General features: G+C 44.1%; 21 protein-coding genes. 8 read left to right on the forward strand and 13 right to left on the reverse strand.

What is annotated here, in order from left to right:
• Positions 1 to 9 precede the first annotated feature (9 nt).
• The 7 genes from ACXAGV_RS07175 to xdhA all read right to left on the reverse strand — a co-directional run bounded on the left by ACXAGV_RS07175 (position 10) and on the right by xdhA (position 8,249).
• Positions 10 to 1,290, reverse strand: coding sequence for a urate hydroxylase PuuD (locus ACXAGV_RS07175; protein WP_474872653.1), 1,281 nt, complete (start codon positions 1,288 to 1,290; stop codon positions 10 to 12).
• A gap of 44 nt (positions 1,291 to 1,334) precedes the next feature.
• Positions 1,335 to 2,630 carry a guanine deaminase gene (guaD, locus tag ACXAGV_RS07180; RefSeq protein WP_474872654.1) on the reverse strand — a complete coding sequence of 432 codons (1,296 nt, stop codon included), beginning with the start codon at positions 2,628 to 2,630 and terminating at the stop codon, positions 1,335 to 1,337.
• A 5-nt stretch (positions 2,631 to 2,635) separates the two neighbouring features.
• Positions 2,636 to 2,962 carry a hydroxyisourate hydrolase gene (gene uraH, locus ACXAGV_RS07185; RefSeq protein ID WP_474872655.1) on the reverse strand — a complete coding sequence of 109 codons (327 nt, stop codon included), beginning with the start codon at positions 2,960 to 2,962 and terminating at the stop codon, positions 2,636 to 2,638.
• 81 nt (positions 2,963 to 3,043) lie between these two features.
• Complete coding sequence (gene uraD, locus ACXAGV_RS07190; RefSeq protein ID WP_474872656.1) at positions 3,044 to 3,547, reverse strand: 2-oxo-4-hydroxy-4-carboxy-5-ureidoimidazoline decarboxylase; 504 nt, start codon at positions 3,545 to 3,547, stop codon at positions 3,044 to 3,046.
• A 10-nt stretch (positions 3,548 to 3,557) separates the two neighbouring features.
• Entirely contained in the window at positions 3,558 to 4,448 is an 891-nt protein-coding gene (gene xdhC / locus ACXAGV_RS07195; RefSeq protein ID WP_474872657.1) for a xanthine dehydrogenase accessory protein XdhC, read from the reverse strand.
• On the reverse strand, positions 4,445 to 6,811 hold the full coding sequence (gene xdhB / locus ACXAGV_RS07200) for a xanthine dehydrogenase molybdopterin binding subunit (RefSeq protein WP_474872658.1): 2,367 nt from the start codon (positions 6,809 to 6,811) through the stop codon (positions 4,445 to 4,447). Before xdhB ends, xdhC begins: the two co-directional genes overlap by 4 nt.
• Positions 6,804 to 8,249, reverse strand: a complete 1,446-nt coding sequence (gene xdhA, locus ACXAGV_RS07205) for a xanthine dehydrogenase small subunit (RefSeq protein ID WP_474872659.1) — start codon at positions 8,247 to 8,249, stop codon at positions 6,804 to 6,806. The genes xdhB and xdhA overlap by 8 nt, the downstream gene beginning before the upstream one ends.
• Before the next feature lie 217 nt (positions 8,250 to 8,466).
• On the opposite strand from xdhA, the gene ACXAGV_RS07210 reads away from it, so the two are divergent.
• The 4 genes from ACXAGV_RS07210 to ACXAGV_RS07225 all read left to right on the forward strand — a co-directional run bounded on the left by ACXAGV_RS07210 (position 8,467) and on the right by ACXAGV_RS07225 (position 10,599).
• Positions 8,467 to 8,688, forward strand: coding sequence for a hypothetical protein (locus ACXAGV_RS07210; protein ID WP_474872660.1), 222 nt, complete (start codon positions 8,467 to 8,469; stop codon positions 8,686 to 8,688).
• On the forward strand, positions 8,666 to 9,310 hold the full coding sequence (locus ACXAGV_RS07215) for a TetR family transcriptional regulator C-terminal domain-containing protein (protein WP_474872661.1): 645 nt from the start codon (positions 8,666 to 8,668) through the stop codon (positions 9,308 to 9,310). The genes ACXAGV_RS07210 and ACXAGV_RS07215 overlap by 23 nt, the downstream gene beginning before the upstream one ends.
• A 1-nt stretch (position 9,311) precedes the next feature.
• The gene (gene puuE, locus ACXAGV_RS07220; RefSeq protein ID WP_474872662.1) at positions 9,312 to 10,241 is read left to right on the forward strand and encodes an allantoinase PuuE; all 930 of its coding nucleotides are present in this window, start codon (positions 9,312 to 9,314) and stop codon (positions 10,239 to 10,241) included.
• Positions 10,242 to 10,341: 100 nt separating this feature from the next.
• A complete protein-coding gene (locus ACXAGV_RS07225) occupies positions 10,342 to 10,599 on the forward strand; it encodes a DUF3862 domain-containing protein (protein ID WP_474872663.1) in 258 nt (85 codons plus the stop codon).
• Positions 10,600 to 10,720: 121 nt separating this feature from the next.
• Here the strand turns inward: ACXAGV_RS07225 and ACXAGV_RS07230 are convergent, their stop codons facing one another.
• The gene (locus tag ACXAGV_RS07230) at positions 10,721 to 12,052 is read right to left on the reverse strand and encodes an NCS2 family permease (protein WP_474872664.1); all 1,332 of its coding nucleotides are present in this window, start codon (positions 12,050 to 12,052) and stop codon (positions 10,721 to 10,723) included.
• Between the two features lie 324 nt (positions 12,053 to 12,376).
• On the opposite strand from ACXAGV_RS07230, the gene ACXAGV_RS07235 reads away from it, so the two are divergent.
• On the forward strand, positions 12,377 to 13,378 hold the full coding sequence (locus ACXAGV_RS07235; RefSeq protein ID WP_474872665.1) for an adenosine deaminase: 1,002 nt from the start codon (positions 12,377 to 12,379) through the stop codon (positions 13,376 to 13,378).
• A gap of 56 nt (positions 13,379 to 13,434) precedes the next feature.
• Here ACXAGV_RS07235 and ACXAGV_RS07240 read toward each other — a convergent pair whose 3' ends face one another.
• Positions 13,435 to 13,797, reverse strand: coding sequence for an Hpt domain-containing protein (locus ACXAGV_RS07240; RefSeq protein ID WP_474872666.1), 363 nt, complete (start codon positions 13,795 to 13,797; stop codon positions 13,435 to 13,437).
• Between the two features lie 187 nt (positions 13,798 to 13,984).
• On the opposite strand from ACXAGV_RS07240, the gene ACXAGV_RS07245 reads away from it, so the two are divergent.
• From ACXAGV_RS07245 to ACXAGV_RS07255, 3 genes are all read left to right on the forward strand, one after another.
• On the forward strand, positions 13,985 to 16,090 hold the full coding sequence (locus ACXAGV_RS07245; RefSeq protein WP_474872667.1) for a two-component system response regulator: 2,106 nt from the start codon (positions 13,985 to 13,987) through the stop codon (positions 16,088 to 16,090).
• A gap of 199 nt (positions 16,091 to 16,289) precedes the next feature.
• A complete protein-coding gene (locus ACXAGV_RS07250; RefSeq protein ID WP_474872668.1) occupies positions 16,290 to 17,210 on the forward strand; it encodes a diguanylate cyclase in 921 nt (306 codons plus the stop codon).
• A gap of 173 nt (positions 17,211 to 17,383) precedes the next feature.
• On the forward strand, positions 17,384 to 19,387 hold the full coding sequence (locus ACXAGV_RS07255; RefSeq protein ID WP_474872669.1) for an ATP-binding protein: 2,004 nt from the start codon (positions 17,384 to 17,386) through the stop codon (positions 19,385 to 19,387).
• Between the two features lie 207 nt (positions 19,388 to 19,594).
• Here the strand turns inward: ACXAGV_RS07255 and ACXAGV_RS07260 are convergent, their stop codons facing one another.
• The 4 genes from ACXAGV_RS07260 to ACXAGV_RS07275 form a co-directional block, all read right to left on the reverse strand.
• Positions 19,595 to 20,761, reverse strand: a complete 1,167-nt coding sequence (locus ACXAGV_RS07260; RefSeq protein WP_474872670.1) for a purine nucleoside permease — start codon at positions 20,759 to 20,761, stop codon at positions 19,595 to 19,597.
• Positions 20,762 to 20,885: 124 nt separating this feature from the next.
• Complete coding sequence (locus tag ACXAGV_RS07265) at positions 20,886 to 23,273, reverse strand: TonB-dependent siderophore receptor (protein WP_474872671.1); 2,388 nt, start codon at positions 23,271 to 23,273, stop codon at positions 20,886 to 20,888.
• Between the two features lie 242 nt (positions 23,274 to 23,515).
• Entirely contained in the window at positions 23,516 to 25,102 is a 1,587-nt protein-coding gene (locus tag ACXAGV_RS07270) for a uracil-xanthine permease family protein (RefSeq protein ID WP_474872672.1), read from the reverse strand.
• A gap of 214 nt (positions 25,103 to 25,316) precedes the next feature.
• Positions 25,317 to 25,682 carry an AraC family ligand binding domain-containing protein gene (locus ACXAGV_RS07275; protein ID WP_474872673.1) on the reverse strand — a complete coding sequence of 122 codons (366 nt, stop codon included), beginning with the start codon at positions 25,680 to 25,682 and terminating at the stop codon, positions 25,317 to 25,319.
• Between the last annotated feature and the right edge of the window lie 9 nt (positions 25,683 to 25,691).

Below are 25,691 nucleotides of genomic sequence, written 5' to 3' on the forward strand. Positions count from 1 at the left end.
AAACGTATTTTACTGCTGTCGTTGGGCAAACCAAATAGCTATAACTTGCCTTTCTTCTTCAGTCATTTTTGTCTTGTTCAAAAATGGCATGTCTTTAGTCACAGAGGTTCTTCGAACCACTTGTGGCGCGAACCTCTCAATATCTTCCCATGAATCTAAGACTACGCCTAACGGTGCTACTTTGAAAATCTCGTCGGTGGGTGTGCGCGAGTGGCAGCTTACACAGTGAGTTGTGATTAAACTTGCCACACGTTCGTCACTAACTACTGACGATGTTTCGTTTGTTATCCCCCTTGAAGGCATGTTTAAATCAGATTGAGCCGCTGATTTTACGCTCATGGTTGAAGATGGTAGCGCGTCATTATGGGTCAACGGTTGAATTGAAGATGCTTGTGGCCAAGATACCCATAGTGCTATACCGAGCATGGCGACAGCACCAGAGACTAATATACTTGGTTTAGTAGTGCCCACATGACGTAAGTTAAAGAAATGACGTATCCAAGCGGCTGCGGCCATAATGGCAATAAGTACAAGCCAATTTTGCGGGTGCTGATAGGTCATGGGGTAGTGATTTGAAATCATGATAAACAGCAGGGGCAGCGTGAAGTAGTTATTGTGCACCGAGCGAAGTTTGGCACTTGCGCCCCACGCAGGGTCTATATCTTTCTTGTCAGCTACCGCAGCCACCATTTTGCGCTGATTAGGCATAATATTGAAAAACACGTTACCTGCCATGATAGTGCCAATAAGGGCTCCCACGTGAATATAGGCACCACGACCGCTAAACCACTGGGTAGACAGATAGCTAACAACACACACTAGAGCAACCAACCCAATACCAAAGGCAACAGGGTATTTGGCCAAAGGACTACGACATGCAAATTCGTATATGGCAAGCCCACCGAAGATTAACCCCAAACCTAATGATATTGCCGTAGCTGGCGACATGGCGTTGACCGAAGGGTCGATAAGGTAAGCGCTGGCGCCGAAATAATAAACAATGATCAAAAGGGCAAAGCCCGATAACCAAGTCGTATACGCTTCCCATTTAAACCAGTGTAATGTTTCAGGCATTTTTTCAGGACCATAGGCGTATTTGGCAACTTCATAGAAACCCCCGCCGTGAATAGCCCACAGATCACCTTTTATACCTTTGTCCTGTTTCCATTTAGGTGGCGTTCGTAAATTGTTGTCTAGCCATATGAAGTAAAACGACGCACCAATCCAAGCTACACCGGCCACAACGTGAAACCAACGTACAAATAAACTTATCCAATCTAGCCACGGCATTATTATTCTCCTTATTTAGGGCCGAGTGGCCCTATAGTAGCTTGTTACTCATTATCTTCTTTTGCATAGCGGCAGGTACCGCTTATCCACGTTTGCTCAATGGCACGGTCATCACCTAAAATGCTCAAGGCGAAAAACACATCGTCGAACTGTGCATCTTCTTTTATTCGCAAACGTGTTAATTCATCGAACCTTGGCTCTACAACGATAAAGTCTGCGGTAGAACCTGGGTTTAAGTTACCAATTTCATGGTCAAGCGCATGGGCCACTGCTGCGCCTTGAGTCATAAGATAAAATCCTTCCAACGGGCTAATGGGCTCGTTGCGCAACTGACTCACCTTGTATGCATCGCCATAGGTCTTAAACATGTTGAATGTGGTACCTGCGCCCACATCGGTAGCCATGGCAACATGTACTTTATTAGCACGCGCTGCGGTCATATCAAAAAGACCGCTCCCTAAAAACAAGTTAGACGTAGGGCAAAACGCAACCGTAGCGCCGCTATCACCAAGGCGCGCCCATTCGTTAGGCGTAAGGTGAATACCGTGGCCAAACACTGCTCGCTCTCGCACCAAGTTGTAGCTGTCGTAAACATCTAGATAGCCGTCAGCGTTAGGGAATAAGCTTTTCACCCAAGCGATTTCGTCTAAATTTTCAGACAAATGGGTTTGAATGAAAACGTCCGGATGCTGCTTGGCAAGTTCACCTAATGCAGCAAGCTGGGCTTCTGTGCTGGTTGGGGCGAAACGAGGCGTTAGCGCATAGCGGTTACGGCCCTTGTTGTGCCAAGTCTCAATCAACTCTGCACTATCAGCTTGTGCTGTGTCAGGACAGTCGTTCAGCGCACTCGGGCAATTTCTGTCCATGCACACTTTACCTGCCACAATGGCCATATCAATGTCACTGGCGGCGCTAAATAGTGCTTGGCTACTGCTTTTATGAACGGTAGTAAATACAAACCCTGTGGTTGTACCGTTTTTTAGCAGCTGGTTTAAAAACACTTTAGCTATGGTGTCGGCATGTTCGATATCGGCAAACTGCATTTCCGTGGGAAACGTGTAGTTTTCAAGCCAGCTCAAAAGCTGCTCACCGTAGTGGGCAATACTTTGGGTTTGCGGATAATGCAGATGGCTGTCTATTAAGCCTGGCAAAATCCACTTACCCGTTAAGTCAGTTACATTGGCGGCAGGGTAACGTTCAGCTAGGTCGCTAAACGGGCCAATGTCTTTTATTTCTTTGTTATCTACCAGCAAACCACCGTCTTTAAAAACGACAATATCATTATCAAATTGTGTGGTTTGTTTAGGAAAGTGCGCAATGCTTGCACGAAAAAGCTGCATGTTTGTTAGCTGCCCCTGTAGCTGCTGAAACCAAATGGAGAAATAAGAAGAGGTACATGATAGTGACCACCATTCTCTTTAAGTTCAAACGTAATATCAATGTATGGGTAGAAACTACTGCCATGAGTTTGCGTTAGGTATGACTTGCAATGAAAGCGCAAGGTATAAATCCCAGCATCAAAACCATTTTCGACGCCCCAATTTTTAAAGCGGCCATCACTGTCTGTTTCGCCAGAAAGAGTACTTCCGTTGGGTAGCGTGAGGGTAAGCGCAATACCTTGTGCTGGTTTACCCAAAGTGGTGTCAAGTACGTGGCTTGAAAGCGTATTCATACTGTGTTCCTTAAAAAATTTTCAATGCGTATTACTTCTGCATACAGCGTAAGCGTTTTGACTTTTCTATAACGCAGGGCTCTAATCTAGTGCTTTATTAATACGCAAAAGGGTTATCTTTATTTGCTCTGCAGCTGCATTTGAGACTTCTTGCTGCGTTGTATTTGGCAGTCTCGCTTGCAATGCTTCTAGCATGGTTTGCGCAGACAGCCCGGTGGCGCAGATAATAAAAATAAATCCGTGCTTGTCTAAATAAGCCTGATTGGCTTCTTTTAACTGGTGTAAGGTCGCTTCGGGCGCACTAGCCGTACCCGATTGTTCCCCCGCCGCGATAGCTTTTGTATTTGCAAACTTCTTGCGTAAAGAGTCTACGTCGCCAATCATGGGGTGTGCGGTAAAAGCTTCAAGGTAGTCGTTATTACTGCACTTAGCCCACGCGCTCCTTGCTTGATTAACAAGTGCATTTTTGTCGCTATACGGACGTGCTTCTACCATTTGGTAAATCCAGGTTTTTGCCGCGCAGCATTGCTCAAACCAAGAAGACGCTTCTTCAGTGCTTAGGGTATTTAGTTCATTAAGTGTCACTGATGGTGTCCTATTTTGTGTAAAGCGATGTAGCGGGTTGCTCGCTATTCTTATCACTGTCTTTCTTACTATCGTCTGCCGTTACTCTGTTTGCATGAAGGCGCTCGATAATTTGCGCCGATATTGAGACGGCAACCTCAATGGGATGCTTGCCAGGAATATCTCGATTGCCAATAGGCGTGAACAGCCTTGCCAGCGCATTGTCGTCGAACCCGCGCTGAGTCAGCTTGGTAATAAAACGCTTTGCTTTAGTATCTGAGCCTATTAACCCAACGAAAGGCAGAGAAGGCTGCTTTAGCGCCTGCTCCGTAATGCGATAGTCCAACTGATGATCGTGAGTGAGTATTATCAGCCAACTGTTTTCATCTAGGTGCCTTACCTCGCTCTCTGGCGCTTCTTCCACCACTTTTTGTACGTTGGCTGGAAGTGACGAAGGAAACAGGTCTTCGCGATTGTCTATCCACGAAATTCGCAAGGGTAACTGAGCCAAAATAGGCACCAGTGCTTTTGCAACATGACCTGCGCCAAAGATGGCGATATGCTGCTGATGAACGTTACACACGTCAAACAATACTTTTACCGCACCACCACAACACTGCCCTAAAGAACTGCTCAACGGGTAGCTATGAACTTCGGTATGCACTTCGCCTTTAGCAAGAAATTTACGGGCGCGGTCGATAGCATCAAACTCAAGATGTCCGCCACCAATGGTATCGATGCTTTGAGAAGCAGTAACCACCATTTTACTGCCTGGCTCACGCGGTGTAGAGCCCGCCGTTCCAACCACTGTAACCAGCACGTAGCCTTCATTGCGCGCTTGGCATTCGGCTATTCCTTCATGCCAATGCGTTGCGCGAAATGATGGGGTCGCGCGAAATGACTTTTCAGCCGAACGTGTCATACAGCACCGCCTCGACTATTTGACTGCTGCATAGTTGTCACTGCTTTTAACACGCGTTCTGGCGTGGCTGGTGTATCTAGCTGCGGATCAATCGTGTAGCCAGATAGGCTAGATATTGCATCTTTTAGGGCACACCACACTGAAATTGCTAGCATAAACGGTGGCTCACCAACGGCTTTCGAGTGGTAAATGCTGTCTTCAGCGTTTTCTTTACCAAACAGTTTCACGTTAAACTCTTGCGGCGTATCGCCAATGGCAGGGATCTTATAGGTCGCCATATTTTCACTTATCAGCTTACCTGATTCGTTCCATTTAAGGTCCTCTGTGGTAAGCCAGCCCATACCTTGAATAAACGCGCCTTCAATTTGACCAATATCAATGGCGGGGTTAAGGCTGTTGCCCACATCGTGAATAACGTTAACTTTATCTACGGTATATTCACCGGTCAGCGTATCCACCGACACTTCGCTCATCGACACGCCGTAAGCAAAGTAGAAAAACGGGCGGCCTTCGCCTGTGTCGCGGTTGTACTGCAACTTAGGGGTTTTATAGAAACCGCTTGAAGACAGCGATACGCGTGCAAAATAGGCTTGTTGAACCAGTTCAGCAAAGGCAATGCTGTTATCGTCTAGAACAACATGTTGGTTGATAAACTGCACATCACCAGCGCGGCCCTCTAGACTTAAGCTTTTGGCGTAGCATTCAGCCAAGCGAGTTTTTAATGTAATACACGCGTTTTGTACGGCTTTTCCGTTCATGTCAGTACCACTTGATGCCGCTGTTGGCGAAGTGTTCGGTACTTTATCCGTGCGGGTCGCAGTGACCTCAATCATATCTAGGTCTAGGCCAAACTCATTGGCTGCAATTTGACCTATTTTGGTATGTAGCCCTTGGCCCATTTCGGTACCGCCATGGTTCACCTGAATACTGCCATCGGTATAAATGTGGACTAGAGCGCCAGCTTGATTTAAGTGCTTTGCGGTAAATGAAATACCAAATTTAACGGGCGTTAGTGCCAGACCTTTCTTAATTACCGGGCTTTCGCGATTAAACGCTGCAATAGCTTCACGGCGCTGCCAATACTGCGCACTTTCTTCTAACTCGGCAATCATATCGGGTAAAAGGTTGTGCTCTACCTTCATGCCATATGGAGTAAAACTGCCGGTGGTCGGGCCGTATAAGTTACGCTTTCTTACCGATAGCGGGTCGCTGCCGATAGCTCGTGCGATTTTGTCAATCATGGCTTCCGCCATGATCATACCTTGAGGGCCGCCAAATCCTCGATAAGCGGTGTGCGATACCATATTGGTTTGCAGTCTGTGACCGACAATATCGCTATCGCCTAGGAAGTAGCCGTTATCAGCGTGGAACATGGCCCTATCTACAATAGCGTCTGACAAGTCAGGGGAGTGCCCACAAATGCCATTAATGGTCATGCGAGTGGCTTCAATCTTGCCTGTTTCGTCGAATGCTACATCAAATTCATTTTCAAAAGGGTGGCGTTTACCCGTAACATGCATATCGGTGAAGCGCGGCAAACGAAGCTTAACTGCACACTGGTTGCGCGAGGCCAGTAAAGCCGCGATACAGGCCCATTGTGCTGCTTGGGTTTCTTTACCGCCAAAGCCGCCACCCATACGCCTCATGTCTACCATTACTCGGTGTAATTTAACATCTAGCACTTCTGCAACTAGCTTTTGCACTTCACTGGGATGCTGACTAGAGGTATAGATTTTCATGCGATCTTCTTCATCGGGGATCGCAAGGCTAACTTGACCTTCTAAGTACATGTGCTCCTGGCCGCCAATGTTTAGCGAACCATGTGCATTGAACTTAGCTTTTTCAAGTGTGCTGTCAACGCGGTCAGCATGTTGGCCAAATCTATGTAAAGGGCGAACAAATGCTTGCTGCTGGTGGGCAGCTTCAGCGTTAAGTATAGGTGTAGCTTCGTCTACTTCTATGTTTCCCTTTAGCGCAGCTTGTCGGGCAAGGTTTACTGAAGTGGCAAGTACTGCAAAAACAGGCTGACCAAAGAACTTGATTTCGCCGTTAGCAAGTAGCGGGTCGCCTTCAAACACAGGGCCAATATCTTTATGGCCGGGTACGTCATCAATGGTAACGACATCCACAACGCCATCGCTTTGGCGAACAGCGTCAAGATTAATCGATTCAATCGTGCCTTTTGCACATTGGCTTACACCTACTGCTGCGTAAAGTGTACCTTTAGGTTCAGTGACATCGTCAACGTAATTAGCGCTGCCTTGTACTTGGCGTGTTGCGCTCTCATGCTTTTTAGATACGTGAACAACACCTTGTTTCTCGTTCTTTTCTAAAGGATTAGGAGCATCAATTAACTTACGCATGCTGCACCACCCGTGTTTCAATTTGGTTTACTGTTTGGTTTTCTAACCAGAAGCGATGCCAAAGGTTGGCTAAAACGGCTTTGCGGTATTCAGCGGTAGCGCGCACGTCATCAATAGGTGCAAACGCATCAAATAAGATTTGCTTGCCTAAGGTTAAGCATTCTTTGCTCGCGAACTGTTTACCTTTCAGAGCATTTTCCAATGCTTCACAAGTAGACGGTACGGCAGCAACGCCGCCAAAGCCACTGGTGATTGCCTCAACCTTGCCATCTTCTAAGGTAACGTTGAACACTGCACATACCGCGGATATGTCATCTTCAAAACGTTTTGATATTTTATAGGCAGCAAGTGCTTGTTTAGGCTGTTTAAGCGGTATTTCTATTGCACTTATCCATTCATCGTTAGCTAGCGTAGTTTCCCGGTAACCCGTGAAGAAAGTGCTAAGAGGGATCGTGCGAACACGCTCTCCATTATCCAAATGTAATATAGCGTTCAGTGCAAGTAGTAAGGGAGGCATATCACCAATAGGAGATGCGTTGGCAACATTCCCACCAATCGTTGCTTGGTTGCGAATTGGCAAAGACGCAAAGCGCGTTACCAGTTCGGCTACTTGTGGAAATGCGTCTAGTAAAAGCGGTGCTGCATCATTGAGCGGAACGGCTGCACCAATAATAAGAGAATGCTCGTTTTTGGTGCATTGTTTTAGTGCATCGATATGCGTGACGCTGATAAGCGTTTGCACATCTTTTAACTGTTGAGTGAACTGCAAACTTAAATCGGTACTTCCCGCAACCAGTTGCGCGTCAGGATGTGCCTCAATAAGTGCTTTCAACTCTTCTCGCGATGTAGGCGTGTTTATATTGCCTGTACCCGATGGCTTCTCCCCAGATAGCGATAATAACGTGGCAAGGGTAGTATCTTGGCGCGCCGTGAACTGATCATCAGGCGTTTGTTCGCACACCGCCAGTGTTGCATCAATTATAGGTCGATAGCCAGTACAGCGGCACAGGTTACCGGATAAAGCATGGAGCACATCGTCGCGATTAGGTTTTGTATTACTGTGATACAAGGCAAACATCGACATGATAAACCCTGGTGTGCAGAAGCCACACTGCGAGCCGTGATAATCAACCAAGGCCTGCTGTACAGGGTGTAAATGTTTACCATCGCTTAAATGTTCTACGAACAATAGCTGTTTGCCGTGTACAGCGCTCATAAGCGTGATGCAGCTATTTACTGTACGGTAGTTAAGTTTCGTCGCGTTATCAGGTGATGCTGGCTCTACAAGCACTACGGTGCACGCGCCACAGTCGCCTGCTGCACAGCCTTCTTTAGTACCTGTTTTCTTGCGATGTTCGCGTATAAATTGCAGAAGGGTGAGGTCGGCTCGCGCTTCGTTTAATTCAACAACATCGTTATTTATTAGAAAGCGAATCATACTCACACCTTCTTGTTATATTCATTCTTGTATTCATTAATATAGCTGTATTTTTATCATAAAAGTAGACCATTTGGTCAATTTATTGCTTATAAAAAATGGCCGAGTTATAAAAGGCCATGATTTTGTGCAAATTTAGTCGGAAAAGTGGAAGAGCGATTTTCCAAACGTTTTTGCTAAGCAACACATTCGTTATAAGAATAACAAGGCAAGATTCGTGCTAGGTTTTGAAGTAATTTCAGAATTAGTGTTTTCGAATAACCCATTTCACCGGCAAGAAGCACAGACGGTGAGTAACTCTGAGATTTTAGAGCATAGCAACATGTTGGCAATAAATGCTAACCTATCGAAAAGGCATGCAGCATTTATCCTGCCTGTACGCTTGCAAAGTAGATTGCAAAGGAATTTAGATAATAATGATGAAGGTAAAGAGCGCTGACGCTGGCGTTGGCGCTATGAACAGAAGAAAAATACTCCAAGCCGCTGAAAAGTGTTTTGCCCAGTTTGGCTTCAAAGGCACAGCAGTTCAAAAAATTGCTGATGAAGCAGGACTACCTAAAACCAATGTTTTGTATTATTTCAAAACGAAACAGGAGCTTTACGTAGCGGTATTGGAAGAAACCCTTTCATTGTGGAACTCCCGATTTGACAAAGCAACGGTGGAGGATGACCCCGCCGAAGTACTTGCCAATTACATTGCAGAGAAAATGGAAGTATCCCGAACGCATCCCATGGCCTCAAAAATTTTTGCTATGGAAATCATCAATGGTGCACAAAACTTAAGCGGCTACTTTGATGAAGAGCATGCGCTTTGGATGAAAGGGCGTCTTGAGGTTATCGAAGCGTGGATAAAAGCAGGTAAACTTCCCCCGGTTGAGGGTGAGTACTTGCTTTACACTATATGGGCAAGCACCCAGCATTACGCTGATTTTTCAGCACAAATTACCCGACTGCGCGGAAAGAAAATGGCAAAATCAGATTTTGAAGATGCCACAAAACAAGTGGTTAAGCTTGTGCTAGGCGGCTGTGGGCTGGCTGTGCCTAAAAGTTTCGAGGTTTAGTATGAGTGAATTTGTGTATCCTCGCGATCTCATTGGGTACGGTGAACATGTACCGCACGCGAATTGGCCAAATAAAGCAAAAATAGCTGTTCAGTTTGTCTTGAACTACGAAGAAGGCGGCGAAAACTGCGTGCTTCATGGCGACGAGGCGTCGGAAATATTCTTATCGGAAATTATAGGTGCACAAGCCTATAAAGACCGTCACCTTAGCATGGAGTCGATTTACGAATACGGCAGTCGTGCAGGTTTTTGGCGTTTACATCGACTACTTAATAAGTACGACATACCTGTAACTGTATTTGGCGTTACCATGGCAATGCAGCGCCATCCTGACGCTGTAAAAGCAATGATGGAGTCAGGTTGGGAAATCGCCAGTCACGCCATGCGCTGGGTGCATTACCAAGATATGAGCGAGGAAGATGAGCGCAAGCAAATAGATGAAGCCATTATTCTTCACGAGCAGTTAACGGGTAGTAAACCTGTAGGATGGTACACAGGAAGAACCAGTCCCAACACATTGAAGTTAATCGCGGAGCGCGACGATATTTTATATTGCGCTGACTCTTATGCCGACGATTTGCCATATTACGACTGTCACTACAGCAAGCCGCTATTGATGGTGCCGTACACGTTGGATACCAATGATATGCGCTTTGCCACGCCTCAAGGCTTTAACAGCGGAGAACAGTTTTTCACCTACTTAAAAGATGCGTTTGACGTGTTGTATGAAGAAGGAGAAGAAGCACCAAAAATGCTTTCTATTGGTCTTCACAATCGCATTATAGGAAGACCTGCTCGACTCGCAGCACTCAAACGTTTTATAGAGTACGTAAAGTCACATGACAAAGTGTGGTTGGCGACCAGAGAGCAGATTGCTCGTCACTGGTTAGCCACTCATTCTAAAGATGGTAGTGACAAGGCGCGTTCATAGCGTTTACATTACGCCTACCATACTTTAAGTACAGTAAAGTGAAGAGACGAAAGTGAAACAACGGGTGCACTGCCGCCTTCACTTAATAAAGGACAAAACTATGAAATCAAAATTAGCCATTATTGCTTTAAGTGCACTAGCACTGACCGCATGCTCAAAGCTGACTAAAGAAAACTATGATAAGTTAGAAATGGGAATGACTCAGGACGAAGTTGAAGCAATCATAGGTTCAGCTGATAACTGTGGCAAAACTATGGGCGCCATGGCGTGCACGTGGGGTAAAGAAGACAGCAAGCACGTAAAAATTGTGTTTATGGGTGATAAAGCGGTTACTTTCACTTATGACGGTTTAAAATAATCGTTTAGTTCGTTTATATAGCTGATTAAAAAAGAAAGGTGGCCTTAAAAGCCACCTTTTTTGTATCTAAACCAAGGTTTTGTGTGCAATAGTGCCCACATTGTACCTACGCACCGATAAATTATTTTAAATCTAGCAAGTATCTTAGTAAGAAAACAATAGCCAATGCATAAGTCAGCGGGGTTACTTCCTTAAATTTTCCTGTACCTACCTTAATGCCCACGTAGGTTATAAAACCAAGGGCAATACCTTCGCTTATGCTAAAGGTTAGGGGCATAGCGATGAGCGCAACAGAGGCTGTGGCCAAGGCGCCTAAGTCGTCGAAATCAACCTGACGAATCGACTCCATCATTAAAATACCTACCATTAATAATGCCGGAGTAGTAGCCATTAGCGGAATAACTTTCATCAATGGCGTAAGGAAAAGCGACAACAGGAAACAGACAGAAACCACAACGGCGGTAAGCCCTGTTCGTCCTCCCGCTGATACGCCCGTAGCTGATTCCACATAGCTAGTTACTGGTGAAGTACCTACGAAGGCACCAGCAATGCTTGCTGATGCATCAGCGGTCATGGCCGGGCCAATTTTCGGTAGCTTGCCTTTTGAGTCTAGCAAGTTAGCTTTGCGAGAAACGCCTATTAAGGTACCTATGGTATCGAACATGTTCACAAACATAAGTGCGAAAATAAGATCCCAGGTTTCCGCAAGATGGTCGATAGGGTACCAAAAGTCCATGGCCAAAAACGTGTTCGATATTGACTCTGGCATGCCCACAACAGCAGAAGGTGTGGTAGTTAACGTGCCGTTTTCGGTGGGGATAAACGCACCAATCAAAGTGAGTGTCACAATAGAGATTAATATAGCGCCGGTAACGCGTTTAACCATAAGAACGATAGTAAAAATAATACCAACGAGGGCAAGCATCACTGCAGGCTCTGAAAGGTCGCCAAGCTGTACAAAGGTCGCAGGGTTATCAACAATTAGCCCAGCATTTTTAAGGCCAATAAACGCGATGAATAAGCCAATACCACATTGTACGCCTATTTTAAGAGACGGCGGTATAGACTCGGCGATTTTGGTTCGAACACCAGTAAGTGAAAGAATTAAAAAGAGAATTCCGTTCCAAAAAACAATACCAAGTGCTGCTTCCCAAGGAATTTCACGGCCAAGACAAATAGTGAAAGCAAAAAACGCGTTTAAGCCCATTCCTGGTGCAAGTGCGATAGGGTAGTTGGTCATTAGCGCCATCATGAGCGTGCCAATACAGGCAGCGATTGCTGTCACTGTAATTAACCCTTCAACGGGCATCCCGCTTAACCCCAGAATACCTGGGTTAACCACGAGGATATAAGACATAGCCGCGAACGTAGTAAGGCCTGCTATGATCTCAGTTCTTACTGTGGTTCCGTGTTCTTGCAGCTTAAATAGCCGTTCAATTACGCTGTTGGACATCAAGAGTTCTCTGTTTGTGTTTCATTTAGTATTTTGTGCGTTTGAAAGCAAAAAACTGACCAGTTAGTCAACTTGTTGGTGTGTTTTGTGCTAACTTACTTTTCAGTACAATGATTAAAAAGCAATCATTGTGTGACTCAAGGTCACTAGCCAGGCGGCACAAAGCCAGCCAAACGGTTAATAATCAACATAGATGATGTTAAAAAAACCGCAAACAAAACCTAAATGAGCAATAGAACTCGTTTACAGATAGCATTAAAGATAAACTATTACGCACCAAATAAATGCTATTGCATTGTTATGGTGCAAAATAAGTGAGGAGCCATGTCGCTGTCATCAATAATTAAAAACATACCAAAGGCCGAACTGCATCTGCATATAGAAGGTAGCTTAACGCCTGAACTCATGTGGCGCCTAGCTGAAAAGCATAGTGTATCACTTCCTTATGCAAGCGTGGAAGAGATTAAAGCTGCATATAATTTCAAAGACTTGCAAAGCTTTCTCGACCTCTATTACGCAGGAGCAGGGATATTAAGAGATGAAGAAGACTTCTTTACGCTAATGTGGGAATACTTAACCCGGTGCTATGAAGAAAATATTGTTCATACCGAGATTATGTTCGATCCTCAAACGCATACCGAGCGGGGTATAGGTTTTGATGTGTTTATGCCTGGCTTTTTACGCGCTATACAAAAAGCAGAAAGTGAATTTGGCGTGAGTAGCTACCTGATAATGTCTTTCCTAAGACATTTGCCAGAAAGTGAAGCTTTCGAAACACTGGAGGCGGCAAGACCTTATTATCAGCACATTACAGCGGTAGGACTTGATAGTTCAGAGTTGGGGCATCCGCCTGCTAAGTTTGAGCGCGTATTCAAAAAGTCGAAGTCGCTAGGTTTTAAAATTGTTGCTCATGCGGGAGAGGAAGGCCCAGCCTCCTACATTTGGGAAGCGATTGAACTGCTTGACGTGGACCGCATTGACCATGGTGTCCGCTGCCAAGAAGACCAAGCACTTATGGCGTATTTAAAGGAAAAGCAAATACCGCTTACCGTATGCCCATTAAGTAATTTGAAACTATGCGTGATAGACGATATGAAAGAGCATAATATCGTGCAACTGCTTGATGCTGGGTTATTGGTTACGGTTAATTCTGACGATCCCACTTACTTTGGCGGTTTTTTGAATGAAAATTTTGAAGCGCTTCATACTTCGCTAAACATAGATGAAGGTATTATTCGCACGCTAGCCGCAAACAGTTTTAAAGCAAGCTTCTTACCAGAGGAAAGGAAAAAGGCTTTAATCGAGCAAGTCGAAATGACTATTTAGCGATTAAAGGTGATAGCATACCCGGGCACAGGCAAGAGCGCCGAAGTGACTTAATATTAAGATTGCATTTCCGCAATGGTGCGTTTTATTAAGCAGTCTAGCTCTTGCATGTCCAGCGCTATTTCTGTCAAATCGTCACGCTTGGCCTTGTTCTCTATATACGATGCTTTCTCGCGAATAGCGTCTGCGCCCACGTCTCCTGAAACTCCTTTCATAGCGTGACTTGCAAAACGAACGCTTTCTATATCTTGCTCAGTAACTGCATTTTGTAACGCCTGTTGCTTCTCTGCAATTTGAGCTAAAAACATTTCGACAATACGGTTGAGTAAACCTTCGTTACCACCTAGCCGGCTTAGAGCAGCTTCCTTATTCCAAAGCTGCTCTTCAAAAGCGCTATGTTGAGTATTTAACGTATCCATTTTTATTACCAAGCAATCGAGATGATATCGGAATGTGCATTAATTGTGCGTGACCAAAAGCATTACTGTCAAATGGTTACCTTTAAAATTATTCCGGAATTAGGAAAATTAGACTAAAGGCTAATGTTTTTTAAAGTATGTCAGACGATACTACTTATTGTTTTTATTAAGTTATGTGGTATTTCTCATGGAAGCCGAGACACAAAAGGTAGTCATCATTGACGATGAACCAACAACACTCTTGCTACTAGAAAGTGCAGTAGAATCTTTAGCAGATGTTGTCACGGTTTCGCAAAGCGTTAACGCATTCTCGATAGTTAAAGCGCAACAACCTGTTTTAGTCATATTGGACATCAGCATGCCCGTGCTCTCAGGATTTGAAGTGTGCAAGCAGCTCAAAGCATGTCCAAGTACTAGTTCAATCCCTGTAATATTCGTTACTTCTCACAGTGATTCAGACAACGAACACAGCGCGCTGTCGCTTGGAGCAATAGATTTTATTTCAAAGCCTATCGATGTAGAAATGTGCCGAATGAGGGTGAGAAATCACCTCACGCTTCAATCTCAAAAAGCCTTACTGAAGAAAGTTAACCAAGAACTTGAAGCGGAAAAAAAGCAACTTGCTATTACATTGAGATCCATAGCTGACGGTGTAATTTCTATTAACGCTGCGGGAGATATAACATTCATAAACCCCGTGGCACAAAGGCTAACCGGTTATAGTGTGCAAGATGCCTTAGGTAGGCCTATTGATGAAATAATGAATTTGCGTGATGCTTCAAGTCATGAACCGCTATTAAACCCGGCACTTTACGCACTTGAAGTAAAGCGCCCTGTGGCTATGTCGTATAATGCAACGCTCGTTAGCCGACATAAACAGGTTTTTAGGGTTGAAGATAGTGCGTCGCCGATTATAGACGATGAGGGAAACATTATCGGTGCTGTGATGGTCTTCCAAGATGTTTCTGAAGCCGTTGAGATGGCGGTAAAAATGACTCACCTTACCAATCATGATCAACTCACAGGTTTGCCCAATCGTGTACTGCTTCACGACCGTGTTGTACAAGCGATAGCACGAAGCTTTACCAGTAAGCAAACCATTGCCTTACTGTTAATTGATATTGATAATTTCAAATACCTCAACGATAGCTTGGGGCATCAGGTTGGCGATCATGTTATATCGACAATTGCAAAACGACTTTCTGATACCCTCGGCCAGAATGCTACCTTAGCCCGCGTCGGCGGAGACGAGTTTGCTTGTTTGTTGTCTGATCTCGGTTCTGGATTCAGCGCAGATAGTATTGCCATGGCGTGCTTGCAGGCAGCTAGAGTGCCTATTGAAATAGATAACAAGTCCCATCAACTGAGTTTAAGCATAGGAATAAGTTTGTATCCACAGGATGCCGTCAACGCTGAAGAGATGATGCGCCACGCAGATTCAGCAATGTATCGCTCTAAATCAAAAGGGAAGGATACGTTTAGCTTTTTCTCAAAAGACTTGCAGCACGCCATGCACCACAGGGTCGAAATGGAGATTAAGCTTAGGCAAGCCATTGAAAATAACAGTTTAGCTATTTATCTTCAGCCGAAGTACGATTTCAACAACAAAGAGGTTGCCGGAGTTGAAAGTTTGGTCAGAATGGTCGAAGAAAACGGCAACGTTATTGGGCCTGACGAATTTATTCCTCTTGCAGAGGAAACAGGATTAATTCATCAGCTCGGAAGACAAGTGCTTCAAAAAAGCTGTGAGTTCATTGCGCGCTGTAACAACGAAGGGACACACTTAAAAATAGCGGTTAATGTTGCGGCAAAGCAGCTTGCAAACCCTGGTTTTGCAGATGAGGTTGCAGAAATAATTCGTTCAACGGGGATTGAAGCTTCGTCATTAGAACTAGAGGTGACAGAGTCTGCGTTGATGAACGATTTTGAACAAACCCGCGATATCCTCATCGCATTAACATCACTGGGTGTTACCATAGCGCTTGATGACTTTGGCACTGGCTATTCAAGTTTATCCTATCTACGTCAATTTTCACTTCATGTACTAAAAATAGACCGCTCATTTGTTATTGACATGGATAAAGAACAGCAAGCACACGATATTGTTACCGCAATTGTGCACCTGGCCTTAAGTTTGGAATTGACCATAGTTGCCGAAGGGATCGAGACTCAGTCACATTTCAATAGCTTGAAAGCGCTTGGTTGCCACTTAGGACAAGGGTATTTGATGTGTCGCCCCGTAGCAATGAACGACTTTTTCATTCAGTTCATAAGTAACGAAGAGGTCGTATAACGTAAAGTTGCGGCTTGCTTTAGTTCTTTTCAGTCTTTCGGCTTAGGTGTTATTTATAATACCTAAAGCTCGTTGAAAGTTAACCTTTTCAATATACATCCATCCTTAAGGTGTTAGACTATTAGATAGTAAAAAAATATAAAAAAATCTTTATGTTACAATGCAAAACAGTTGTGCGGCGTACTTGTATTAGAAAACAATGAATAGAAAAGAAATTAAACCCTACTCACAATGTAATGTGCTTATTGTTGATGATGAACCAATGAGCCGGTTGCTGCTACAGTCGATACTAGAAAGTGAATTTCAGTGCACTATCGTAGACTCTGGAAGCAAAGCCATTTCGCATTGTGGCGATGCGCTGCCCGATCTGGTTTTACTTGATATGAACATGCCCGATATCGGCGGTTTAGAAGTGTGTGCAACGTTGAAGTCGGCGTCAGAAACCAAAGACATACCCGTAATTTTTGTAACCTCAACCATGGATATCAAAAGTGAAAACGCATGTTGGGAGGTGGGGGCATCAGACTTTGTTATGAAGCCGGTAAATGCTTCAACGCTTATTCATCGTGTAAAGACACACCTTCAGAACAAGCTTCGTACTGAATATCTTGAAATGATGACGTTTCATGATCAACTTACCAGCCTTTACAATCGCATGTACCTCACTAAAGAGATCCCGTTATTGATAAAGCAGGTGGCGAGAGATAAAGGCAGTGTTGGTGCAATAATGATCGATATCGATTATTTTAAACTTTTTAACGATACATATGGCCATGTTGAAGGCGATATATGCTTGCAAAAGGTAGCGGAAATACTATCCGATAACGTTAAACGCCCTAAAGACGCTATAATACGCTTTGGCGGTGAAGAGTTTCTAATTATTTTACCTTACATCGATTATCAAGGTACAAAGCTAGTGGCAAATCAGCTTGTAGACGCAGTAGGCGAGGCAAACATACCTCATGGAAAAGGCATTAAAAATCGCGTGTCTATTAGTGCGGGGTTTTCAGTTTGGAAGGCTGCGGAAGTAGTAAAAAATGACATTGCAGCATTAATTGAAGATGCAGATGTATCCTTATTTGAGGCAAAGGAGTCAGGTAGAAATCAAGCCAAAGGGTAGTTTGTGCAATACAGAAAATATCCGTTCTTTACTCTCTTAAACTATCCTATTGTTTAATTTCGAAACCGTTAATACCGCGCTATCATCAATAGGGTTTACGTATTATTTTCGATATTTTTGAAAGCGCGGGTTAGTACTCTTCTTTTACGAGTTTGAGACTTAGGTAGAGAACAATGGTTTATTTCGACGAGCAATCGAGTTTGAATGTTAAGCTGGAAGAGCAGTTAAAGGTATCGCTTTCTCAGTTAGTGCAACGTGGTTGTGACTCTTTAGGCATTTTCCAAGGCTTACTATTGCATCTTGACCAGGACACGGTCAACGTTCTTGTAAAAGCATCATCAGCTTATCCACCCAATTTTAAATCAATCCCTTCTTACGCAAATTGTTCACCAGTAGACAATTGTTTTCCAATAAGTAGTGCTAAGTGTTCGACTGCATTTAAACAGTGGTTTAGCACCTATTTCAACGCGGAAAAATACATAAGAGGCAAAGTTCACAACCTCGACGGTGGGCAGGTCTGCCTAGTGTTCATCAATGCATGCCCAGACCAGCCAAGTAACTTGGACAAAGTGGCGTTGCTCGATGAATGGTTGTCCGTTACTTTGGAAAAGTTTCATATTGAAAAAGCTGAATCAACTCAAAACACACTTTATGAAAAACTACAAAGTGTTGCGAATATTGGTACGTGGGAAGTCGACCTTACTACCAATGAGCTAACATGGTCATCTCAAACTCGCATAATCCATGAAGTAGACGATAGCTACATGCCCTCGTTAGAAACGGCAATTAACTTCTACAAAGAAGGGTTTGATAGAGATGAAATAAGCCGCATTGTTTCTCATACCACCGAGACGGGGGAGCCTTGGAGCTCAACCCTCGAGCTTACAACCGCAAAAGGAAATTCGGTATGGATAGAAACCCACGGTATGGCAGAGATGAAGCATGGTAAATGCATTCGCTTGTTTGGTACCTGTCAAAACGTTAATAAATCGGTTCAACTTAGGTTAGAGTTGGACGCGCGACGTAAAGAAGCAGAAGCTGCGTCTAAAGAGCGTGGAATGTTGCTTTCACGTATAAGCCACGAGTTAAAAACACCGCTGAACGGCATCACAGGAATGCTTCAGGCCATAAAATTTGAAACAAAAGATAACGTTCGAATTAGAAAAGCTGACATTGCATTACACAGTGCGGATCGCTTGTTATCACTTATCAACGATGTACTGGATTACACGTCGATTATAAACGGTGAATTTACGTTAAAGCACAGTGATTTCTGTGTTCGCTCTTTATGCGAAGACATTGTCGATGTGTTCAAAACAAAATGTGCAGAAAAGGGCGTACGTTTCTATGCTGTGCTGTCTTTTGATGAAAAGACCTATGTGCATAGTGACGCGGCAAGGATAAGTCAGGTAATAACCAACTTATTGTCGAATGCCGTAAAGTTCACTGCAAAAGGCTACATTTCAGTACAGGTTACGCTTAAACATCAAGGCGACGTTCCTATTCTGCTGGCTTCAGTCGAAGACACCGGGGTAGGCATGAGCAACGACATTCTGTCGCGGGTGTTCCGACCGTTCCAAAACGATACCGACAGTGCTTGTGAAGAGCTCAATGGAAACGGATTAGGTCTTTCCATAGTGAGCCAACTCGTTGAAAAAATGGGTGGTGAACTTGAGGTGCGCTCGACGGTAGGCAAAGGAACCTGCTTTGACATTGTCATTCCAGTTGAAATGGCAACACTAAACGAGACGTCTAATGGTGAGATAACGCTTTCTTCTGAACTTTTAAGTGTGCCGTTAAATATTTTGGTTGTTGATGACAATGACATAAACCGCCTGGTTTTAGGGTCTATGCTAGAAAAGTTCAATTACATACCTGATGAAGCTGAAAACGGCGACGTAGCGGTACAAATGGCAAGGGCCAAGAAATACGATATTATTCTCATGGACTGTGCTATGCCGGTGCTTGATGGCGTAAGCGCAACGAAAATTATACTGCAAGAAGAGTTAATGCCTAAGCATGGGCGCATTATCGCGGTTACTGCTAACACCACAGCTGAAGATAAATCCAGTTGCAGCGAAGCGGGCATGCAAGACTTTCTGGCAAAACCCGTTGTACAAAATGATGTTACTTCACAGCTTAAGTTAGCGCTAGATGCAAAATCTGTAGTGGCTTAGTGGCTTAGAAGCTTAGTGGCTTAGAAGCTATTTAATGTTTTGAAGTGCTTTTAAAAGCCCCTAATAATCAGGTGACTAAACACCCGTGTTAACGCTGGCAGTACTAATAATAAGCAAGATTTGGCGGTTTGATTAATAACACCTTAATTAATTTCAACTCATTTAACTTCAACTAAGATATTGTACTTAAATCAATCGTTCTGACTGTTAGTCAGAAACGGGAATAGTGTGTTTTGCAGATTCCCAGTTCTCAACAATAGCATTAACAACACCAGAGCCAACTTTGTACGCAGCTTCAATTGCTGCGCCCATTGCAGCGTAGCCTTCACCAGAGCTTTCAAGTTTCAAGTTTTGCGCAGCACTTAACGAAGGCGGTTGCATGGTAAAATTACTTGCCGTTCTTAAAATCATCAAACGATCTTTATCTACTAAGCCAGCATTATCCAAATACGTTAAGCTTTGAAGTGTAGCTGAGTCTTCCATGCCTGATGTGACGAAGTTACCTTTGCCTTGCGTCCAGTAAGCTACCCATTCGTTAGCCCAGGTATTAAGTTTTTCCCCGTGCCAGAAAGTAGACGCAGATAAATGTGCTCCCATAGACACACTAGGAAGTGCTTTTGCATTGGGTGAGAGAGTATATTTTGCTCTTAGCATATCCATTGCTTCATTGTTTAAAAGCTTGGTGTCTTTTGTAAGAGAATAGGCCCATTTTGCCAATGGTAGGTTAAGCATGTAAACCTCACCATTTGGGCTGTTATTTACATCAACTAACTCGGCGTTTTCATAAGGTTCATGAGTAAAAAGAGGAAAGTAACCTGTTGGCCACTGTGAAGGAATTTCTCTTGCATCAATGTGATGTGCAAGGTCACCATCTACAACGTAATCAGTCCAAATAGCACTTCCGATAGTATTATCGGCAGGGTCGACACCTGCGATGCCTGCTACTAGCCAATAGGCTTTCGACAAATCGAAGCGAGGGTCAAGGCCCAGCGCCATTATTGCTGCTGAAGCACGCGCAATGCCCATACCCGTAACTACGCCAATTACGCCCGTCTCTGGGTTTGCGTAAATATCATGAAAGCCATGGGGTAGCGGGTATTTTGTTGTAAGCTTTTGACGTGCCTTCCATAACTGAAATTCGCCTGGTGCGTCGCCTTCATCATCGCCAATTTCAAACATACTCACTACTACCACTTTCACTTCCATCGGCGTTTCTTCGCCATTAGCGTAAGCATGGATAGATAAAACACTTATTACTAAGCCTATGAAAACAGCCAACACAGTTGGTTTACGAAAAGCTGAATTGCGACTTTTTTTAGTAATACTTAATAGCGGCTGCTGCGAAAAGTGGCGAATGAAATGGGGAAGAGGCATAAAATACTCCTAAAAAAAGAGCCCAGGTTAAAAAACTGAGCTCTTTAATGAATGTGATGCAGTGAATTAGATTGTCGAACTTCTACCTTGTGTAGAAGTTCGGCAACATCACAACTAAGCGTAATTAGAATGAATAAGTAAATTTAGCATTCCAGTGACGCGGTAGTTCAGGTAGAACGATTTGGCTTCCGAACAAATCAGGGAAGTTAGAGCGGAAGTAATCTTCATCAGTTAAGTTCTTAACTGTCAGATTAATGCTCCAATCTTCTGCCTGATATGAAAGTCCAGCATTAACCAAGGTGTAAGAAGGTAATGTAACCGCGCCAGAGAAGCCTGATGCTACCTCATCTGCATTTACAACACTTACGCTAGCCGCATAGCCATTTAGGAAATCATACGTAGCGGTTAAACCATACGTATTTTCAGGTATGCCCGCTTTAGTTGCCCCTGCATTACTATATGCAGTGTTACCATTTGGTGTGCCGCCAAAGAAAATAGACGGGTCGTCAATGTTCGCGAAATCGTCAGCACCGAAGAAGCCAAACTGGAAACCGTCGCCATCAAGCACGGTTAAGTTAGTTACCTCAATGTTGGTGTAAACAGCAGTAAGTACTAATTGTTCGTTTACCACCCAGCGAAGTTCAAATTCAGTACCTTCATTTAATGTAGTGTTATTCGTAACGGTAGACTGGGCATTAATATCGGTACGCTCTTGCTCGTAGATTGATAAAGCTACGTATAGGCTATCGTCCAAAAATGACCCTTTAACACCGTACTCAAAAAGCTCAGAGGTATCAAAGTATCCGCCTGGAATGTTTTCAACGTCAATGTTCGCGCCTTGACCTGCCACAATAGTTGCTTGCTCAGCAACGGTAATATAGGGGATTAAACCGAAATCTGTTTTGTATGAAACGCTCGCATTCCACGAAATACCATCTTCTTTATCTTCAACGGTCACGTCTTCATCGCCACCAAATAGCGTAATGCCTCCTGGTGTTGTGCTTTCAACGTCAACAGAGTCGTAGCGCAAACCAAGCACAATGTTCAAACCGTTTTCCCACGTTAGGTCGGTCATTGCTGCTATACCTAAGTTAAGGTAATTACCTACATCGTAGTTCGAGTAGCCGAAGCCTGCGCGGGTGGCTAGCAAACGTCTATCTAGCGCTGTAGATGGGCCTGTTAAGTCACGGCGGTCAAAGTATTCGTTTATAAAGTCGTCACCGCTTTCGAAATCTGTGTAACGAATTGAAGGAGAGAACTGGAACTGAGCAAATAAGCTATCGTTTTCGTATTCGGTAGCAAATACTACTTTGTCTTCAATCACATAAGCATCGTGAAACTGAGAGAAACCATAGGCATTTTCGTTAAGGTTTTCATAACTTTCGTAGAAGAACTGATTCTTTACTTCCCAGTCGTCTGCGAAATAAATCATATCGAAATAAAGTGTAGTTACTTCATTCTCTAGAACGTCATCAGCAGCAATTAAGGTTTGGTCGCGACCGAGTTGGGCTGTACCTACATCTACCAGCGCCATAGCGTCGCCAAAACTCGAACCGTCTTCCGTTAAAGGATCAACGCCTACAAACAAGTTACCTGCGAAGTATTCAAAGTGACTGATGCTTCCATCGCCATCAGCGTCTAGTGGTTTTGCGTTACCAGTGATGTAGGTGCCATTGTCAATTAAGTCTTGTGTAACACGGTTCCAGCCAGCGTTTTGGTTACCATCGTACTTGTGATACATACCACCAAATTCGATACTCAGGTTATCGGTCAAGTCCATATCAAATGCGGCTTGAACTACGGTTTGGTCAGTTTCACTGTTGCGATAGTAAGAGTCAGAGTTCTCTTGCTCAGCATAAATATAATAGCCAAGATCTTTACCGGCTAGTTTGCCCGGCCCACCGACTTCTGCGGTAAGGACATTCTTATCCCACGAGCCTGTTGTATAAGAAAATTGACCTGTAGGGTTATCTAAATATTGACCTCTACCTACTTTCGCTGATTTAGGATTGAAGTTAAGGTATCCGCCTATTTTAGAAGGGCCATAAATAGGAGAGGCGGGCCCACGAACAATATCTACACTGCTAGAGGCGCCAATTGGCGTTGGGTAGTTGCCAGGGTTATCTAAACGGCGAACCCCTCTAAAGTAAACTTCACCCGGCGTACCACGTACGTCAAGTGAACCAGCAACACCAAAGAAAGACTGGGTAAACGTACCCGGTGCAAATGCTACTAGCTCATCAATGTCAGAAACGTTAAAACGCTCCATTTGTTCTTGAGATATAGTTGATGCAGAACGTGGCGTTTCAAGAATAGACTTGCCAAAGCCAAACACAGACTCTACGTCTTGGCCTGGAAGACTGCCAAGCGAACCCGTTACTTGGATCTTCTCAACGTCTTTTTCTTGTACCTCTGTATCTTCCTGAGCAAAAGCTTGTGACGAAAGCGCAACCGCAGTGGTCATCGCAAACGCTTTTGCAAGAGGAGATAATTTGAATGTAGTGTTTTTCATGGTTTCCTCATTATTTTTAGTTGCCCTTTTTTAGGGCTTTTTTAACGAATTATTTTTATGATTCTTGTCGTTAGCAAGATAGTTAGCAGGATGGATGCCAACCACTTGTCCAGTTGGTCAACTTTTGACCTGTCTTTAAGTTGCTGAATTATAGGGGTAAAAAAATATAATGTTGTTCTTATATTGTTATTTTTATGTGAAATTTCGCAGTGTCGTCAGTATTTGCACCTTCAAAGTGATTTTTAGCGACTTTTTGCACCAAAAAGAGTAGGTGTGCTGTCAGCGTGCCTTTCAAAGCCTAAGGTTGTGTTAAGAGGTTTAGGCAGTGATACAGCTTCTCTGTTTTTGTCATTATCGCTACGCATGTTTGGAGAATGTCTTACATTGTCAGCGTCGTTATTTTTACGGCTAGTGATTGCGTCAGTAGTAGAAGAGGTAAGGACGTTGTCTTTAGGGCTTAGCAGTGACTTAGTATCAGAACTCTGTGCCTTACTCGACGGTTTTTTACCCGGCAGTGTTAGTTCTAAAATTACGGCAGTAAGGCCAGCTGATGTGACGGGGGAAAGAAGAATATTTTCTAGCCACGTTGGCAATTCAGCAAGTGCCTCTGGAACCATCATTACGCCTATTGCCATTCCAAGCGCGCAAGCAGTTACAAGGCTGCTGCGCCTATCAAGTGCGTAGCTGGCAAGAAGCTTTAAGCCGCCCACTGCTACCATAGCAAACATAACGAGTGTCGCTCCGCCTAATACCGGCTTAGGAATAGCCTGCAGCACGCCGCCAACAATAGGAAAACAGCCGATAAGAACAAATAGCGCTGCAACAAAAAAGCCCACTTTACGGCTAGCAATACCGGTTAACTGAATAACGCCATTGTTTTGGCCAAATGTGGTATTTGGAAACGTGTTGAACATGCCGGCAAGTAAAGAGTTGACGCCGTCACCCAAAATACCGCCCTTCACCCTCGCAAAATAAACTGGGCCGCTTACAGGTTGCTTGCAGAAAAGGCTGTTTGCCGTTAAATCTCCCGCCGTTTCTATTGCGCTAAACAAGTAAATAAGCGCGATAGGTAAAAACAAGTCAATGTCAAAGGCTATGCCAAAAACAAATGGGGTAGGGATTGCCACTAGTGAAAGCGAAGCAAGCCCAGAAAAATCAAGGCCTTTGGTAACGCCAACGTAGGTTGCACCTATTGCCATGCCAATGAAAATAGCGCTTAAGCGAAGCCAATGATTGCTAGACGCGTTTAAGAAAACGATAATAAGCAGTACGCCAAAGCCAACCGCTAGGTTCTCAGTGCTGGCAAAGTCAGCGGCATGAAAACCACCGGCAAGGTCGGTCATACCTACGTTTATCAAGCTAAGGCCTATGGCTGTGATCACAATGCCCGTAGTTAAAGGGGTAATAATGCGCTTGAGTTTATTTACGAATAGGCTGAACACCACCTCAACTAGCGCCCCAGCCATGGTGAGTCCAAACAGTAGGGCTAAAATATCCTCTGGCGTTCCGCCATTCGCTTTAACTTGGTTTCCAGCCAAAATCAACGCGCTAATAAATGCAAAGCTAGTACCTTGAATGGCTACCAAGCCACTGCCTACTGGTCCAATACGTTTTGTTTGAATTGCTGTGCCAAGGCCGCTAACAAACAGTGCCATGCTAATAAGATAAGGGGTGTATTCAGCAAGCCCCAGCGTTGACGTAACAATAAGAGTAGGGGTAATAACGCCAACAAAACTCGCCAATAAGTGTTGGAACGCCGCGGTAAGAGAGGGAAGAAAGGCTGGGCTATCATGTAAGTCGTAAAGTAATTCGCTGTGATTTGAAGACATGAGCAATTTTTCTTGATGACAGTTGCTCATTGGTTGCAATATGTTGACCAATTAGTCTGCTTTGTTGTGGGTTTTTAAGGCATTGTTTTTGTTATGTTTTTTAAAATTATCGAATGAAAGTAGAAGCGATGAGAACTCATTGAGCCCCAATTTGGTGCCTAAACAAAAAAATGCGCTAAATTAGCGCATTTTGTAAAGTTGCGTTGAGGAGAATTTAAAAGGTAACCCCTTCATCTAGCGTCACAAAAATTGAATGACGTACTTCATTGTACATGGCACGTGAGCAGTGGCCTTCACCTTCGGTATCTTCCAGTAACAGCACGTCGCCCGCCCCAAATACATGGCGCTCGCCGTTAGACACGGTAAATTCCGCGCGTCCTTTTAAAATGAAAAGTAACTGTCGCGCGGGGGCTGGGTGCCATTTAAAATCATAATCTGCGGGGGTTTCGCGAAAGATAATTTTATCTGCACCAAATTTTTCTGACAGCATCCCAATTGGGCCACCATCTTTCAGCGGTATTTTAACTTCGCCAAAGTGGCTTTTGCCCGCCTCATCGTTATAAATCCTTGTTATTTTCATTGTTAACCC

The sequence above is a fragment of the Alteromonas sp. ABH4_453 genome, assembly GCF_056160665.1.